The sequence below is a fragment of the Desulfovibrio desulfuricans genome, from assembly GCF_004801255.1.
Lineage (GTDB): Bacteria > Desulfobacterota > Desulfovibrionia > Desulfovibrionales > Desulfovibrionaceae > Desulfovibrio > Desulfovibrio desulfuricans_C.
In genome coordinates this window covers 1674410-1689453 of the sequence record NZ_CP036295.1, presented here as the reverse complement: position 1 = coordinate 1689453, position 15044 = coordinate 1674410, and the positions used below count along the sequence as shown (strand labels likewise).

General features: G+C 57.1%; 13 protein-coding genes. 4 read left to right on the top strand and 9 right to left on the bottom strand.

The window, feature by feature from the left end; translation table 11 throughout:
• Positions 1 to 7: 7 nt before the first annotated feature.
• Together DDIC_RS13875 and DDIC_RS13870 are read left to right on the top strand one after the other, a co-directional pair.
• Positions 8 to 340 (top strand): GNAT family N-acetyltransferase, encoded by a 333-nt coding sequence (locus DDIC_RS13875; protein ID WP_211088857.1) that lies wholly within the window; start codon positions 8 to 10, stop codon positions 338 to 340.
• Between the two features lie 8 nt (positions 341 to 348).
• Positions 349 to 582, top strand: coding sequence for a GNAT family N-acetyltransferase (locus DDIC_RS13870; protein WP_211088856.1), 234 nt, complete (start codon positions 349 to 351; stop codon positions 580 to 582).
• 99 nt (positions 583 to 681) lie between these two features.
• Here DDIC_RS13870 and gdhA read toward each other — a convergent pair whose 3' ends face one another.
• Both gdhA and DDIC_RS07020 read right to left on the bottom strand, forming a co-directional pair.
• Positions 682 to 2031 (bottom strand): NADP-specific glutamate dehydrogenase, encoded by a 1350-nt coding sequence (gene gdhA, locus DDIC_RS07025; RefSeq protein ID WP_136399781.1) that lies wholly within the window; start codon positions 2029 to 2031, stop codon positions 682 to 684.
• A gap of 210 nt (positions 2032 to 2241) precedes the next feature.
• Positions 2242 to 3615 (bottom strand): dihydrolipoyl dehydrogenase family protein, encoded by a 1374-nt coding sequence (locus DDIC_RS07020; protein WP_136399780.1) that lies wholly within the window; start codon positions 3613 to 3615, stop codon positions 2242 to 2244.
• Positions 3616 to 4067: 452 nt separating this feature from the next.
• Here DDIC_RS07020 and DDIC_RS07015 point away from each other — a divergent pair, with 452 nt between their 5' ends.
• Together DDIC_RS07015 and brnQ are read left to right on the top strand one after the other, a co-directional pair.
• Positions 4068 to 4496 (top strand): TOBE domain-containing protein, encoded by a 429-nt coding sequence (locus DDIC_RS07015; protein WP_136399779.1) that lies wholly within the window; start codon positions 4068 to 4070, stop codon positions 4494 to 4496.
• 270 nt (positions 4497 to 4766) lie between these two features.
• Positions 4767 to 6065 (top strand): branched-chain amino acid transport system II carrier protein, encoded by a 1299-nt coding sequence (brnQ, locus tag DDIC_RS07010; protein ID WP_136399778.1) that lies wholly within the window; start codon positions 4767 to 4769, stop codon positions 6063 to 6065.
• A 113-nt stretch (positions 6066 to 6178) separates the two neighbouring features.
• On the opposite strand, the gene DDIC_RS07005 is transcribed toward brnQ, so the two are convergent.
• The 7 genes from DDIC_RS07005 to glpK all read right to left on the bottom strand — a co-directional run bounded on the left by DDIC_RS07005 (position 6179) and on the right by glpK (position 14954).
• Entirely contained in the window at positions 6179 to 8038 is a 1860-nt protein-coding gene (locus tag DDIC_RS07005; protein ID WP_136399777.1) for a carbamoyltransferase family protein, read from the bottom strand.
• Between the two features lie 45 nt (positions 8039 to 8083).
• Positions 8084 to 8233: a DUF5989 family protein gene (locus DDIC_RS13785; protein WP_168732491.1), complete on the bottom strand. Its 150-nt coding sequence runs from the start codon at positions 8231 to 8233 to the stop codon at positions 8084 to 8086.
• Positions 8234 to 8257: 24 nt separating this feature from the next.
• Positions 8258 to 8668, bottom strand: coding sequence for an SxtJ family membrane protein (locus tag DDIC_RS07000; protein ID WP_136399776.1), 411 nt, complete (start codon positions 8666 to 8668; stop codon positions 8258 to 8260).
• Entirely contained in the window at positions 8668 to 9705 is a 1038-nt protein-coding gene (locus tag DDIC_RS06995) for an SGNH/GDSL hydrolase family protein (protein WP_168732490.1), read from the bottom strand. Before DDIC_RS06995 ends, DDIC_RS07000 begins: the two co-directional genes overlap by 1 nt.
• Positions 9706 to 10092: 387 nt before the next feature.
• On the bottom strand, positions 10093 to 11712 hold the full coding sequence (locus tag DDIC_RS06990; protein ID WP_136399774.1) for a peptide chain release factor 3: 1620 nt from the start codon (positions 11710 to 11712) through the stop codon (positions 10093 to 10095).
• A 471-nt stretch (positions 11713 to 12183) separates the two neighbouring features.
• Positions 12184 to 12858, bottom strand: coding sequence for an HD-GYP domain-containing protein (locus tag DDIC_RS06985; protein ID WP_136399773.1), 675 nt, complete (start codon positions 12856 to 12858; stop codon positions 12184 to 12186).
• Positions 12859 to 13457: 599 nt separating this feature from the next.
• Positions 13458 to 14954 (bottom strand): glycerol kinase GlpK, encoded by a 1497-nt coding sequence (gene glpK, locus DDIC_RS06980; RefSeq protein ID WP_136399772.1) that lies wholly within the window; start codon positions 14952 to 14954, stop codon positions 13458 to 13460.
• Between the last annotated feature and the right edge of the window lie 90 nt (positions 14955 to 15044).

Below are 15044 nucleotides of genomic sequence, written 5' to 3'. Positions count from 1 at the left end.
CAGAGCAATGGAGTTGCCAATTCAGTCTGATGGAGCTGGGCGTTGCCCGCAGGTTATTGTGGACGACGCCCAGCCTGGGGACATGCCCGCAGTGCAGGCCATCTATGCCCCGTATGTGCTGCAGGGGCTGGGCACCTTTGAAGAGCTGCCCCCGGATGTGGCCGAAATGGCCCGTCGGCGCGAGGCCGTGCTTGCTCTTGGGTTGCCGTATCTGGTGGCGAGGCAGGGGGGCGCAGTGATAGGCTATTGCTATGCTGGCCTTTATGGCTCGCGGTCCGCCTTTCGCTACTGCCTTGAAGATTCCATCTATATAATGCGCGCTGCCATGGGCGCGGTGTAGGGCGCGCCTTGCTGCAGGCCCTTATTGCCCGCTGCGGGCAGGGCCCCTGGCGGCAGATGGTGGCGGTAGTGGGGCACAGCGGCAACACTGGCTCCATTGCCCTGCACGCCAGCCTGGGGTTTGAGCGCATGGGCGCACTGCGCAGCGTGGGATTCAAGCTGGGACAATGGGTAGACATCATGCTTATGCAGCGCTCTCTTGGGCAAGGGGATGCCTCATGCCCCTGCGGCAGCGACATGTAACGACAGATCAAAAAAACGTTGCGCTGCAGAGTGGGCCTCGACAGGCGTTCCGCAGCGCAACGGGCTGTTAATATACTACTAGCTCAGGAAATGCGAACGCTACAGCCCCAGAGCAAGCATGGCGTCAGCCACCTTGCGGAAACCTGCAATGTTCGCGCCCATCACCAGGTTGCCGGCGTGGCCGAATTCGGCGGCGGTTGCGGCTGCATTGTGGTGGATATCGTACATGATATGCCTGAGCTGGTTGTCCACCCGTTCAAAGGTCCAGCGCTGCATGCTGGCATTTTGGGCCATTTCAAGCTGGCTTACCGATACTCCGCCCGCATTGGCGGCCTTGGCGGGGCCAAATGCAATACCCGAGGCGATAAAGGCGTGCATTGCCTCGAGCGTTGATGGCATGTTTGCCCCTTCGGCCACGCAGGCGCAGCTGTTGGCAAGCAGGGTTTTGGCGTCAGCAAGGTTCAGCTCGTTTTGCGTCGCGCACGGAAAGGCCGCAAAGCAGGGCACGCTCCACACGGCATTGCGTGCCTCGGGGTAGGCCGTGACGGGCGTATATGTTGCGGTAGAAACCAGCTCCGCATAACGGGTGAGCGGCCCGCGCTCAATTTCCTTGACCTGTTTGAGCACATCCAGCCTGATGCCGTCGGGGTCGTAAATCATGCCGCGCGAGTCGGAAACCGTGACCGGTTTTGCGCCCACCTGCGTGAGCTTTTCGCAGCAGTGGATGGCCACGTTGCCCGCGCCGGAAACCGTGCAGACCTTGCCTTCAAGGCTTTGGCCGCGCGCCTCAAGCATGGCTTGCGCAAAGTACACGGCGCCGTAGCCGGTGGCTTCTGGCCGCGCCAGTGAACCGCCAAAAAGAAGGTTCTTGCCGGTAAGCACGCCCTCATAGCGACGGGTAAGGCGCTTGTACTGCCCAAAAAGAAAGCTGATCTCCTGACTGCCCACGCCGATGTCGCCAGCGGGCACATCAACGGTTGCCCCAATATAGCTGCACAGCTCGGTCATAAACGCCTGGCAAAAGCGCATGATTTCCATCTTGGACTTGCCCTTGGGATTGAAATCAGAGCCGCCCTTTGCGCCGCCGATGGCAAGGCCGGTGAGCGAATTTTTAAAAATCTGCTCAAAACCCAGAAATTTCAGCAGCCCCTGATTTACGCTGGGATGAAAACGCAGGCCGCCTTTAAACGGTCCAAGGGCCGAATTGAACTGCACCCGGTAGCCTCGGTTGACCTGAACCTGCCCGCAATCGTCCATCCATTGCACGCGAAAGGAGACGCAGCGCTCAGGCTCCGTAATTCGCTCAAGGATTTTCATTTTTGCGTATTCTGGTTTTTTGCACAGGATGGGCTGCAAACTTTGCAACACTTCCTGCACCGCCTGCAGAAAGACAGGTTCATGAGGATATGTTTCGTTAAGGTTATTTAACACTTGTTCCACATAGGCCATGTTGCTCTCCTGATAGGGGGGATGAGGATTGCACAAAAAAAATTTCGCATAAACTTAACACAAACATTTCCATGATAGACAAGATACTACAGTTTGACAAGAATTTTACATAATACTTAATCTGATATGTAAAAATTGGCAAAAGCAAGAAAAACCCCGGTCGGCATGGCGCTGACCGGGGTAACATTAAGCAATGGTGGGGCCGAACATCTAGGCGCTGATGACTTCTCTGGGGGCTTCCAGCGCCGCGTGCAGGGCTTCATCAAGTGTAGGGTGGGCAAACATAAAGGAGTTGAGAGCCTCGCCGTGATACTGCCCCAGCAGCAACAGCTGGGCTGCGGTCACCAGATGCGATACCCCGTGCCCCAATGCGGCAATGCCTGCCAGAGCGCCATTGCGCCACACAACCTTCACAAAGCCGGCGGCATCGCCGCCAGCCTGGGCAATGGCATTGCCCATGAGCTGCGCCTTTGAGACCTCCACCGGCCCGCCGTTTGCCAGAGCCTGTTTTGCCGTAAGGCCCACTCGCATGATTTCAAGGCTGCCGTACACGCAGGAGGGTACAGGGCCGGAAGCGTACGGAGCCGTGTCCGTCGCCAGTATGTGCCGTGCCACGTAGGCTCCCTGATGCTCCGCCGCATGGGCCAGCAGGGTTTGTCCGTTGATGTCGCCAATGGCGTACACCGTGGGTGCGGCCATCAGGCACTGGTCAACGGCTACATATCCCCTTGCCTGCAGCCTGCAGCCCGCAGCCTGCGCGCCAAGGCCGTCGGTGTTGGGCGTTCTGCCCACAGCCACAAGAGCCTTGGCCGCCGTAATCTCTCTGCCGTCTTCAAGCGCCAGCACGGCCATGCCGTTGCTGGTTTTAAGCGATGTGGCCTTGACCCCGGTGATGCCGGTGATGCCGGTTTTGCCCAGCAGTTTTGCCAGCTCCTGCCCCACGTCGGCATCCTCCGTGGGGGCGAGGTGGGGCGCGGCTTCCACAATGGTTACCTTGCTGCCCATAGCGCTGAAAAAGTCGGCCATTTCAAGGCCAATGGCCCCAGCGCCCACCACAATCAGACTTTCCGGCACTGCGGGCACGCGCAACATATCGGTGCTGTCCAAAACCGCATCGTGGTCGGGCGTCATGCCAGGAAACGCCGCCGAGCGCGAGCCGCCCGCCAGTATGATGCGCCCCGCCTGCAGGCTCTGGCTGCCGCCGTCCGCCGTGGCGACGGTAACTTGCGCCGGGCCGGTGCATACGGCGCAGCCTTCAATGATGGTTACTCCAAGCTGTTGCAGGTTTTTGACCAGAGCCTGCGACGTGCCCTTTACAAAACGCTGGATGCGTTTTTGCAGAGCGTCGTAATCCACATCAATGTTGCCCTTGGCCACGCGCTGCCGCTCAAGCCCGCGCAAAAGTCCCTTGGGCGCGGTCGCGCCGAGCAGCAGTTTGGTGGGGATGCAGCCGCAATTGAGGCAGACGCCGCCCATTTGACCGCTCTCGACCAGAGCGACGGATTTTCCCCCACGGGCAAGTATGCCCGCGGCCTTGGCGCCGCCAGGCCCGCCGCCGATGATGACAACATCAAATGTATTCATGTGATTCTCCAGATATTGGCATAGGTCTGAATTGTTGTCGGAGCTGTTGCCAGCTGACATCGCCGCCTGCATTTGCCGCGCCGCGTGGGTGCAAAGGCAGCTGACTGGCGAGTCGTCGGTGTAGCCGCCCCGACATAGGCAAGGCATGGTACGGCGTCTTGCACGGATTGTCATCCTGCGTCGGTGCTCTGGAGAGCAAGCCATATGAGGTCATTTGCGTGTTTGTGCCGAATATTTGAGCACTGTGTAAAAAATATTTTTAAAATCACGGTATTGATTAAAATAGTGATAATGCAACATGATGAAATGATGAATTTTTTTTAATAAATCACGCCATGGTGTGTGGGGTTGGCTATTTATTGGCAATGCTTGTAATGTTGGATCGTCAAAAGCGGAGATAACTCCCCCCATAAATGACTGATACTTACTCCGCACAACTCAAGGAGAATGATATGGAAACCAGTGCAAGAAATGTTTTTTGCGGCAAGGTTGTCAAGGTTAATTCTGGCGCTGTAAATGACGAAGTGGAACTTGCTGTTGAAGGCGGGCTTTCTATTGTCGCCTCCATCACCAAAGTGAGCACCAACAATCTTGGCCTCAAGCCCGGTGCTGAGGCCCTGGCACTTATCAAGGCCAGCTTTGTGCTGCTGATGAATGATGCAGAAAAGTATCTGCTTTCCACCCGCAACCAGTTTGCCGGCACGGTGAGCAAGGTCACGCCCGGCGCGGTCAATGCGGAAGTCATCGTAGACCTGCCCGGCGGCGCGTCCATTGCTTCCATCGTGACCATGGGCAGCATTGCCAAGCTTGGCCTTGCGCCCGGCAAAAAGGTCACCGCCATTGTCAAGGCCTCGCAGGTTATTCTTGCCGTGCCGAAATAGCCAGCCAGATATAGTACGGCAGGGCGTCTGCGACTGACCCGCCTGCTTGCGGCCCGACTGTCTGCTTGCGGACAGCCGGGCCGTTTTGCGCCCAGCGTTTTTTTGTATTTATGCCAAGATTACCGCTTGTTGCGTAGTCTGGCAAAAAAAGACAACGCAAGTATATGGCTTACCGCCCTACATTTTGATATTTGAGGCGGCGGTTGACGTTTTGGCCGTGCGCCGAGGCGCATACTGCTGCCCCTTAACTACCTTGATTATCGGAAACATATGAACAAGAAACTTCTGCGTGATTCATTTGTGGTCGGAGCTGCGCTGTTTTCCATGTTTTTTGGTGCGGGAAACGTGGTTTTTCCTCTCTATATTGGCCTTACGGCGGGCACGCAGTGGTTCACGGGATTTTTGTGTTACTATGCCGCCGATGTGGGGCTTGCGCTGCTGACCATCTACGCCATGCTTGCGTCATCGTGCATAGACCGCAAAGAGGGCCTGTTCCACCGGCTTGGCGCTTTGCCTGCCATGCTCATGATGAGCGCCATTATTTTGTGCATAGGTCCTTTGCTGGCCATACCGCGAACAGGGGCCACAGCCTTTGCCATTTCGTTTGCGCCGCTGGGCTATTCCTCCAAGGGAATAACGCTGGCCAAGGTGCTCTATTCCGTGGTGTTTTTTGGCATTTCCACCGTACTTGCCTACCGCGAGTCAAATATGGTGGATGCCATTGCCCGGTATCTTTCGCCCATCAAGATCGGCGGTTTTATCCTTATTGTGATCGCGGCTGTGGCCTGGCCTCTGGGGCGCATCAATGCCGATGTGCATGACGCCAACGTGGCCTGGAACAGCATTCTGGCCGGATACCAGACGCTTGACGTCATGGCCTCGCTGGTTTTTGGCTTTGTTATCGTGACCGCGCTGAAAAACAAGGGCTACACGAGCGGCAGCCAAAAGGCCCTGTCCGTGGGCCTGTCAAGCCTTGTGGCGGGTGCGCTGCTGTTCGTCATCTATGGCGGTTTGTGCTACCTTGGGGCAACCGGCTCGAGCCTGTACCCGGCAGATACGGAAAAGGGCGCGCTGGCGGCCTATCTGGTGGGCGGGCTTTTTGGCAGTGCCAGTACGGTGGTGCTGGCTGTGGTCATGAGCATTTCGTGCATGGCTACGGCGGTGGGCCTTATAGGCACAACCGGCACCTTTATTTCACAGTTCAGCAAGGGCCGGGTAAGCTACCGGACTGTAGCCGTGTGCACCGGGCTTTTCAGCATGGTGATTTCAAACGTGGGCCTCGACATCATCATCGCCGTTGCCGCGCCCATACTTACCTTTCTGTATCCCGGCACGCTGGTGGTCATTGTGCTGTCGCTGTTTGACAGGTACATCCGCAACGACAACATTTTTCGCTTTGCCACTGTAGGGGCGCTGTTGAGCAGCGGCCTGAGCGTGCTTGAGGGATTTGGCCTGCCGTTGTCCATAACGGCCAGCCTGCCCTTTGAATCCGTGGGGCTGGGCTGGATTGCGCCAGCCTGCATCTTTGGGCTTGCGGGCTGCCTTGTGCGCCCCAGGGCGCAGGCATAGGCAGCAGACAAATCCGACTTGACCGCACGGGCGGTCAATCTGCCGACAGACCGCAAAAAAGGGTGGATCTCCTGAGGAGGCCCACCCTTTTTTGCGGTTACGGAAGCTGGCAGCTAGTCGAGGGTAAAAATAGACTTGAAGTCTACATTTTCCTGCCATTCGGGCTGTTCGCGTTTGTCAAAAATCATGTCGCCCAGCACAAGATAATCCATCTCGGTGCGCATAAAGCAGGTGTAAGCGTCGAGCGGAGTGCAGACAATGGGCTCGCCACGCACGTTAAAGCTTGTATTGACCACCATGGGGCAGCCGTGCTCGCGATGGAAGGTATCGATAAGTCCCCAGTACCGTGGATTGGTGCTGCGCGAGACACTCTGGATGCGGGCGGACCAGTCCACATGGGTAATGGCCGGAACCGTGGAGCGCTGCAGGTACAGCCTGTCGTACAGCGGCAGCTCGCGGACGTTTGCGGGCAGGGTGGTGCGGTGCTTCTGCGCCACAGGGGCGCAGACCAGCATGTAGGGCGACAAAGCCTCAAGGTCAAACCATTCCGCGCAGTGTTCTTCGAGCACAGACGGTGCAAAGGGACGGAATCCCTCGCGGAATTTTATTTTGAGGTTCAGCTTTTTTTGCATTTCGGGCCGTCTGGGGTCGCCCAGAATGGACCTGTCGCCCAGAGCGCGGGGGCCATATTCCATGCGGCCCTGAAACCAGCCCACCACAGCGCCGTCGGCAAGGTGGCGGGCCACCGTGGAATACAGTTCCTGTTCAGTAGCGCACTCTTTGTGGGGCGCGCCAAAACGGCGCACAACCCGCATGATGTCGTTGCGCGAAAACTGCGGGCCAAGATATGCCCCCTGCATGGCGTCAACGCCGTTGGGCGAAGGGCGGTCATTGCCAGCCCAGATATGCCATGCCGCATATGCCGCGCCCAGCGCGCCGCCGGAGTCGCCCGACGCGGGCTGAATCCACACGTTCTTGAATATGCCCTCGCGGATCAGCAGGCCGTTGGCCACGCAGTTCAGCGCCACGCCGCCAGCCATCACCAGGTTGTCGCAGCCGGTCAGCTTGCGCGCCGTGCGCGCCAGCTTGAGCACGATGTCTTCCGTCACCTGCTGGATAGCCAGGGCCAGAGCCATATACTTCTGGCTGATTTCGCTCTCCGCGTCACGCGGGGGGATGCCAAGCAGTTTTTCCCACCTGGCGCGTTTGTACATGCGCAGGCCGGTGGCGTAGTCAAAGTACGCCATGTTCAGCAGCAGGGAGCCGTCGTCGCGTACGTCCACCATGTTTTCGCAAATGGCATTTTTGAGTCTGGCCACAAGCTCCATGTCGCCGTCGCCGTAAGGCGCAAGCCCCATGAGCTTGTATTCGCCCGAGTTGACCTTAAAACCGCAGTACGCAGTAAAGGCCGTGTACAGCAGACCCAGCGAATGAGGAAATTGCTGCTCTTTCAAGATGCGTATCTGGGCGTTTTCGCCCAGACCGATGGTCGTGGTCGCCCACTCGCCCACGCCGTCGATGGTCAGTATGGCCGCCCTGTCAAAAGGCGAGGGGTAATAGGCGCTGGCAGCGTGCGAAAGGTGATGCTCGGGAAAGAGCATCCGGGGCGAACCGGGGCCAAGCTCGGCTATGGCGTCGCGCAGCAAGGAACGCATAAACAGCTTTTCCTTGATCCACACCGGTATGGCGGAAAGAAAGCTGCGCAGGCCCGCAGGGGCAAAGCCGTTGTATGTTTCAAGCAGCCGCTCGAACTTGAGGTAGGGCTTGTCGTAAAAAGCAATGGCCTCCAGATCGGCAATATTCAGGCCGCCCTCCCGCAGCACATAGGCCGCAGCCTGACGGGGAAAGCCGGAGTCGTGCTTGATGCGCGAGAACCGTTCTTCGTGAGCGGCGGCTACAATTTTGCCGTCGACAAGCAGCACGGCGGCAGAATCGTGATAATAAGCGGATATGCCAAGAATGGCTCTGGGCATGCAGTACTCCATATGGTGCAGGCGCTACGGTTGCGGCGCGTTCGCTTAAAAAACGGAATAGATAAAGGGCGCAATGGCCGAGCCGCTGGTCATTACAACAAGCACGCCAAACAGCAGCAGCACGATGACAAGGGGAAGCAGCCAGAATTTTTTGCGCTGCATAAAAAACTGCAGCATGTCTTTAAGAAAATCCATGTACTATCTCCAGCGGAACAAAGCCTAAAAAGGCTGTTCCAGGTCTTTTGCTTCAAAAAGGTGGTCACGCGAAACAAAGGTCGAATCTGTCCCCTTTTTCCACGCCTTGCGGCGCATGGGATCATGACCGAACAGGCGCATGACCAAGGCAATCGGCGTTGCAACCACCAAAAAAATGATGCTGAGCACCAGGCGCGACATGACCGAGCCAAGCAGCAGGGAGAGCCCCAACCAGAGCTTGGCAAGGGGAGAGTAAACGCGGGGCCACACCATGCCCAGCAGCAGCAGTGCAAGGGCAAGCGGCAGCAACGTGAGCGAACGGGTGTACATTACGGCCAGCAGACATATCAGGGTCATGGCCATGGCGGTATCGGCGCATTCCTTGTTGCTCACGGCAGCAGGCAAAAAGCCGAAATAAAGTTTGCGGTCTTGCATCAGTTACCTCTTGCCGTTGGTGCGGATTGCAGCGCGGCACGCACGTAAGGCTCGAGAATGTCGGCGGCAACGGCATTGCCAAAGGCATTCCAGTGTTTGTCGCAGCTAAAGTACAGATCGGGAAACTTGACGCCCCTGGCGACCATGGCGGGCATCAGGTCCACATAGGTTGCCCCGGTGCGCTTGGCCAGCTCGCGAAACTTGCGGGCCAGCGGCGGCTCTTGGCCGTCGTAGTGCTCAAAATCCTGATATGCGGGAATGGTGAACACGATGACCTTGCGGTTGCCCGCTTCGGCCACCAGCTGCTCAATGCAGTACCGCATGATATTCCATTCGTTCTCTTGCGTCGAATAATACATGGAGCCGCCGGAGGGGTCGCTGATGTTCTCCGGAGCCCAACGGGGCACGAGCTTCATGTGTTCAATTTTAAAATCGTTCAGGTAAATGGCCACCCGGTACAGGCAACTCCATTCCAGCAGCGAGAGTTGAAGACTTTTGGTAAAAGCCTCAAATCGGGTGGGGTGCGGCAAGGTTTTTACAGGGTAAAACAGCTTGTAATCAGGGTAGTCGCCCACAAGATACGGCCTGTAGTCATCCGTTTTTTGGGTGTAGTAAAATTCAAGGCTGTTGTCCTCAAAATCGTTGCGGGGCAAAATGCCCAGCAGAACGACATCATGCTTGAACTGCTTTACCATGTATTTGTACTGCAGCCATTCCTGAATCGTGCCAAATCCGCCTGAGGTGCCAAAATTGAGCACTTCCGCTCCGGTTGATGCCTCAAGCTGGTTGGAGAGCCTGTCTTCAGACCTGTTGCCCCAGCCCTCAATAAAGGAGTCTCCCAGCACTACCACGCGCTGCTGCTCTGCGTCCTTGGTGCGCTCCTTGTCGCGCATGCCGTAGGCATTGGAAGCATAACTCTGTGTAAAACAGGGTTTTTTGTGCAGATATGTCGACGACGGATGGTGCCAAACACCAAAGTGCTCATCGCTGAACGTCCAGAACTTGCTGTTGACGTTTACAAGGCTGTACGATGGCATCTGAATATTTGTATTTACATATTTTATATAAAAATATGATGCCACTTCGAGCATGGCTATAAAAATAACCAATAAAAACAGCAGTTTTTTTAGCATATGGATGATTGACTGGGAGTTGCGGGGTTCAGGCGTGTAGGCTTCCTCACCGAAGGCAGCACCCGAACAGAAAGATTGGCCTTACGGCATAATCCAGCAACCCATATATGCCCGGTTTGAAAACATTTCAAGCGCGGTTTCATGCTGCGGACCATTCCCCGGCAGCTGGCATAGTGCGCGTCAGCGTAATGAGTCCATGCAAATAGTCAGCGCACGCAGCAATTTCCGCTTGCAGGGGATAATTGCCACATGCGCTGACTATTTGCTGTTGGCTTTGCTGTCTTTGTACAGTTATCTGATTTCACGCGTAGTGTGGAATGTGATTTGCGGCCACTCTTCAATAATGCGCGAAAGTTTCCACTCGCTGGTTGAAAGAATGGCGAGGCAGTCGTCGCCGTCATAGGCCAGGCTTGACTGCTGGTCTGACTTGAACGACTCGAGCGCGGCCCTGTCGTTTGAGGTTATCCAGCGCGCACACGAGATGGGCGATGGTTCGTATACGGCGGTAACGCCGTATTCCGCCTTGAGGCGGGCGATGATAACGTCAAACTGCAGCACGCCCACAGCGCCGAGAATGTGCGAGCTGTCTGTAAGCGGCCTGAAAACCTGGATGGCGCCTTCTTCGGCCAGCTGCTTAAGGCCCTTGACCAGCTGCTTGGAGCGCAAAGGGTCGGCCAGCTGCACCCGGCGAAAATGTTCCGGTGAAAAGCTTGGGATGCCCGTAAACTTGAGCGGCTCAGAGGTTGTCAGCGTGTCGCCGATCTTGAGGGTGCCGTGGTTGTGCAGGCCGATGATGTCGCCCGGCCATGCGTCTTCAACGCCTTCGCGGTCCTGGGCCATAAAGGTGATGGCCCGCGAAAGCTGCACCTCTTTGCCGATGCGGTGGTGCTTTACCTTCATGCCGCGCTCAAAGTGGCCCGAGCAAATGCGCATAAAGGCTATTCTGTCGCGGTGCGCGGGGTCCATGTTGGCCTGAATTTTAAAGACCACGCCAGAAAAGTCTTCTTCAAGCGGATTGACCACACGCTCGCCGGTGGGGCATTCCGCCACTCTGGGGATAGGGCCGGGCGCAAGGCGCACCAGTGTGTCCAGCAGCTCCTGCACGCCAAAGTTGTTTACCGCGCTGCCAAAAAATACCGGGGTCTGCTTGCCCTTGAGGTACAGCTCCTTGTCAAAGGGAAAGCCAGCGCCTTCAAGCAGGTCAATCTCGGTGCGCAGCTGTTCCGCGGCGTCTTCGCCAATCAGCTCGGGCAGCTGCGGGTCGGTGAGCCCGTTGATGACCAGGGCTTCCTTGGGACGCGAGGTTTTTTTGCCGTCTTCGGCAAAAAAGCGGATCGCCTGCCGTTTGATGTCGTACACGCCCTGAAAGCTCTTGCCCATACCGATAGGCCAAGTCATGGGCGCGGCCTGAATGCCCAGAGTCTGCTCAATATCGCTCAACAGATCAAATGCGTCGCGCCCTTCCCGGTCAAGCTTGTTGATAAAGGTCAAAATGGGCGTGTCGCGCATGCGGCACACTTCCATGAGCTTGCGGGTCTGGTTTTCGACGCCCTTGACCGAGTCGATGACCATCAGGGCCGAGTCCACGGCTGTAAGCACGCGGTAGGTGTCTTCCGAAAAGTCCTGGTGGCCGGGGGTATCAAGCAGGTTGATGATGTGGTCGGCGTAGGTGAACTTCATCACCGAGGACGACACGGAGATGCCGCGCTCGCGCTCCACTTCCATCCAGTCGGAGGTGGCGTGGCGCTGGGCCTTTTTGGCTTTGACCGCGCCGGCCATCTGGATCGCTCCGCCGAACAGCAGCAACTTTTCGGTAAGCGTGGTCTTGCCTGCGTCAGGGTGCGAAATAATGCCGAAAGTACGGCGTCTGAGCGCTTCACGGCTCATGGCCGACGATATGTTTGTTTGCATAAAAACTGCCTGAAATTCAAAGGTCTGGTGCGAGCCGCCGCAAATTGGGCTGTGAGCCATGCGGCAACCGGCAAAAAGCGTGGGCGCTGCATGGGTTGCGCACAGCGTGCCGCCTGCGCCTGGGGATTGTAGGACATGGGCTGCAGGGTAGAGCGGATGAATGCTCTGAAATGGGCATGCCGAGCATTTGCCAAAACGCTAAAATATCTTGTTGCAGCGCTGCCGTCAAACAGTTTGGTCCTTTGGGCGTATGCTGCTGGCTGACCATGGCTGAAATACTGCTGAAAGTTGGCTGATATACCGCAGAAAAGCTGACGTAGGCCCTTTTGCCGTCGCCTTGTAATACTGTGCGCCCGCCAGACAGCAGGTCTGGCGCTGTGCACACATTTATGCGGTTGCGGCCGGGCGTGTTGTCGATCCGCGCAACCACATGCCGTGCGTGCAGCCGGCAAGGCTTTGCCCGATGTTGGCTCAGGCCACGCGCAGCATGGCGACAAGGTCGCGCAGTCGGTCTTTTACCCTTGCAAAGGCAGCAACTACCTGAGGGTCAAACTGGTTGCCCGTGCCGCGCGTTATCTCCCGGCAGGCTTCGTCAAATGTTTTTGCCTGCCGGTATGGACGTGACTGCAACATGGCCGAAAGGCTGTCTGCCACGGCAATGATTCGTGCGCCCAGAGGTATGTGCCCGCCAGTCAGCCCCTGCGGATAGCCTTTGCCGTCAAAACGCTCGTGGTGGGCGCGTACCATGTCTACAATGCCGCACTCGCGCAGGCAGGCGATGGGCGCAAGAATGTCCGCGCCGATGTCAGGATGTTTGCGTATGGCCAGCCATTCCTTGGTTATAAGCGGAGAGGTCTTGGCCAAAATTTCGTCCGGCACGCCTATCTTGCCAAGGTCATGCAGGTGCCCCGCTACGTGGATAAGGTCTGCCATCTGGTGCCCCAGTCCCATGGACAGGGCCAGCGTCTGCGAAATAACGGCAACTTCTTCTGAGTGTGCAAGAGTGTATGTATCCTTGGCGTCGATGGCCTTGCCCAGTGATTCTGCAAGCTGGTGAATTATTTCGGTGACAGTGTTGCTGTCAGGAGTGGAGCGGTCCTGCCTGCGGGCGCATTCGGCAAGATTGAGGCGAGAGGTGCACAACATGAGATTATCCTTACTGCCTGCGGCAAGATACGCCGTGCATGGCACAGATTGTTAGGGTACAAGGGGTTACCGGGTAAGGCGTGAACATGAAGTAACAAATTTGAAAGTTAATTTCAATGTCAAAATATTCATAATTTAATAAATTGCCTGGCGTTCAGGCGAGACAACAGGCAAAAGTTTGCGCAAGGCTGGTGGTATATCTGGCCCAGAAATGGAGCCTCCGTTTTGCGCTGGCTGCGATAACAGCGCAGCCGACGAAGCTCGCGCATCAGCAGCTGCGTAGGAGCAGGCGAGGGGGCGGGGCACAATGACAGCCGTAACTGCCCATGCAAGCGGCAGTTACTGACAATAATCATGGGCAATCAAAACCACCCGCATATGGTCTGCACTGTATGACCCCCATCAGGTAGACAAAGTAAAAAAGCCTCACCAGGCTTAAATTTTGAAAACATGATGGGGGTCATACCAATAGCGGGGGTTCTCTGTTTCGCGCACAGTTGCGCTCAACTGGCTAAAGTCGCAACACAAAAGGCCGCCCAATGAGCGACCTTTTGCATTAATTATCGATGATGCCGGGCCGTCAGCAGCCCGCCTTGCGGCTATTCTTCTATCCAGCTTCTGGCGCGGTCAACGGCGCGGTGCCACTGGTGCAGCAGCTCTTGCCTGCGGTCTTCGGGCATGTTGGGCTCAAAACGGCGGTCAAGTTTCCACTGGGCGCAGAGCTGTTCTTCGCTTTCCCAAAATCCAACCGCAAGCCCGGCGAGGTAGGCAGCGCCGAGGGCTGTTGTTTCGGTAACGACCGGGCGTTCGACCACTACGCCTGTCAGGTTGGCCTGGCACTGCATAAGCATGTTGTTGCGGCTTGCGCCGCCGTCAACGCGCAGGGTGGTGAGGGGGACGCCAGCGTCCTTTTGCATGGCGTCCATGATGTCGAGGGTTTGCAGGGCAATGGATTCTATGGCCGCCCTGGCTATGTGCCCCCGGTTGGTTCCGCGTGTTATGCCAACCATGGTGCCTCTGGCGTACTGGTCCCAGTACGGAGCGCCCATGCCCACAAAGGCGGGCACAAGGTAAACGCCCCCGTTGTCGGGCACGGTGATGGCGAGGCTCTCCATCTCGGACGAATCGCGGATAAAGCCCAAGCCGTCGCGCAGCCACTGCACCACCGCGCCGCCAACAAAAACGCTGCCTTCAAGGGCATAGTAGAGTCCCTTGGGGGTTTGCCAGGCAACCGTGGTGAGCATGTTGTTTTTGCTTTCGCGCGGTTTGGTGCCGGTGTTGAGCAGCAGGAAGCACCCCGTGCCGTAGGTGTTTTTGGCCATGCCTTCGGTCATGCAGGCATTGCCGTAGGTTGCGGCCTGCTGGTCGCCTGCCACGCCCGCGATGGGCACGGCCTGACCAAAAAATTCGGGGTGCGTCTGGGCCATGACGCTGGACGAAGGCGCAACTTCGGGCAGCATGGCGCGGGGTACGCCGAGAATTTCAAGCAGTTCGTCATCCCATTGCCCGGTGTGAATATTGAAAAGCAGCGTGCGGCTGGCGTTGGAGGGGTCGGTAACATGCGCCCCGCGCTTGCTGAAATTCCAGACAAGCCATGTGTCTACCGTGCCGAAAAGCAGCTCGCCCGCTTCAGCCTTTGCCCGTGCGCCGGGAATGTTGTCGAGTATCCAGCGCACCTTGGTTCCTGAAAAATATGCATCAAGTACAAGGCCCGTTTTTTTGCGAATAATTTCAGCCTTGCCCTCGGCGCGCAGCTGGTCGCAAAAACCGGCGGTGCGCCGGTCTTGCCACACAATGGCGTTGTACACCGGAGCTCCGGTGGATTTATCCCACACGATGGTGGTTTCACGCTGGTTGGTGATGCCGATGGCGGCCAGATCGCTGCCCTGGGCATTTGCGTGTTTGAGGCACTCCTTGGCCACGTGCGCCTGCGTGTCAAAAATTTCATTGGGGTTGTGTTCTACCCAGCCGGGCTGCGGAAATATCTGGGTAAATTCGCGCTGGGCGACCTGAATGATGTTGGCGTCGCGGTCAAACAAGATGGCGCGCGAGCTGGTGGTCCCCTGGTCAAGAGCCAGTATATATTTGTGAGCCATAATATCCTCCGAAAGCATGGTTGGTGTTTGCCGTCATCCGGCAGGCGGCATGATTGCCGCAGCGCAGCCCGACGGCACGGAGTCGCTCAA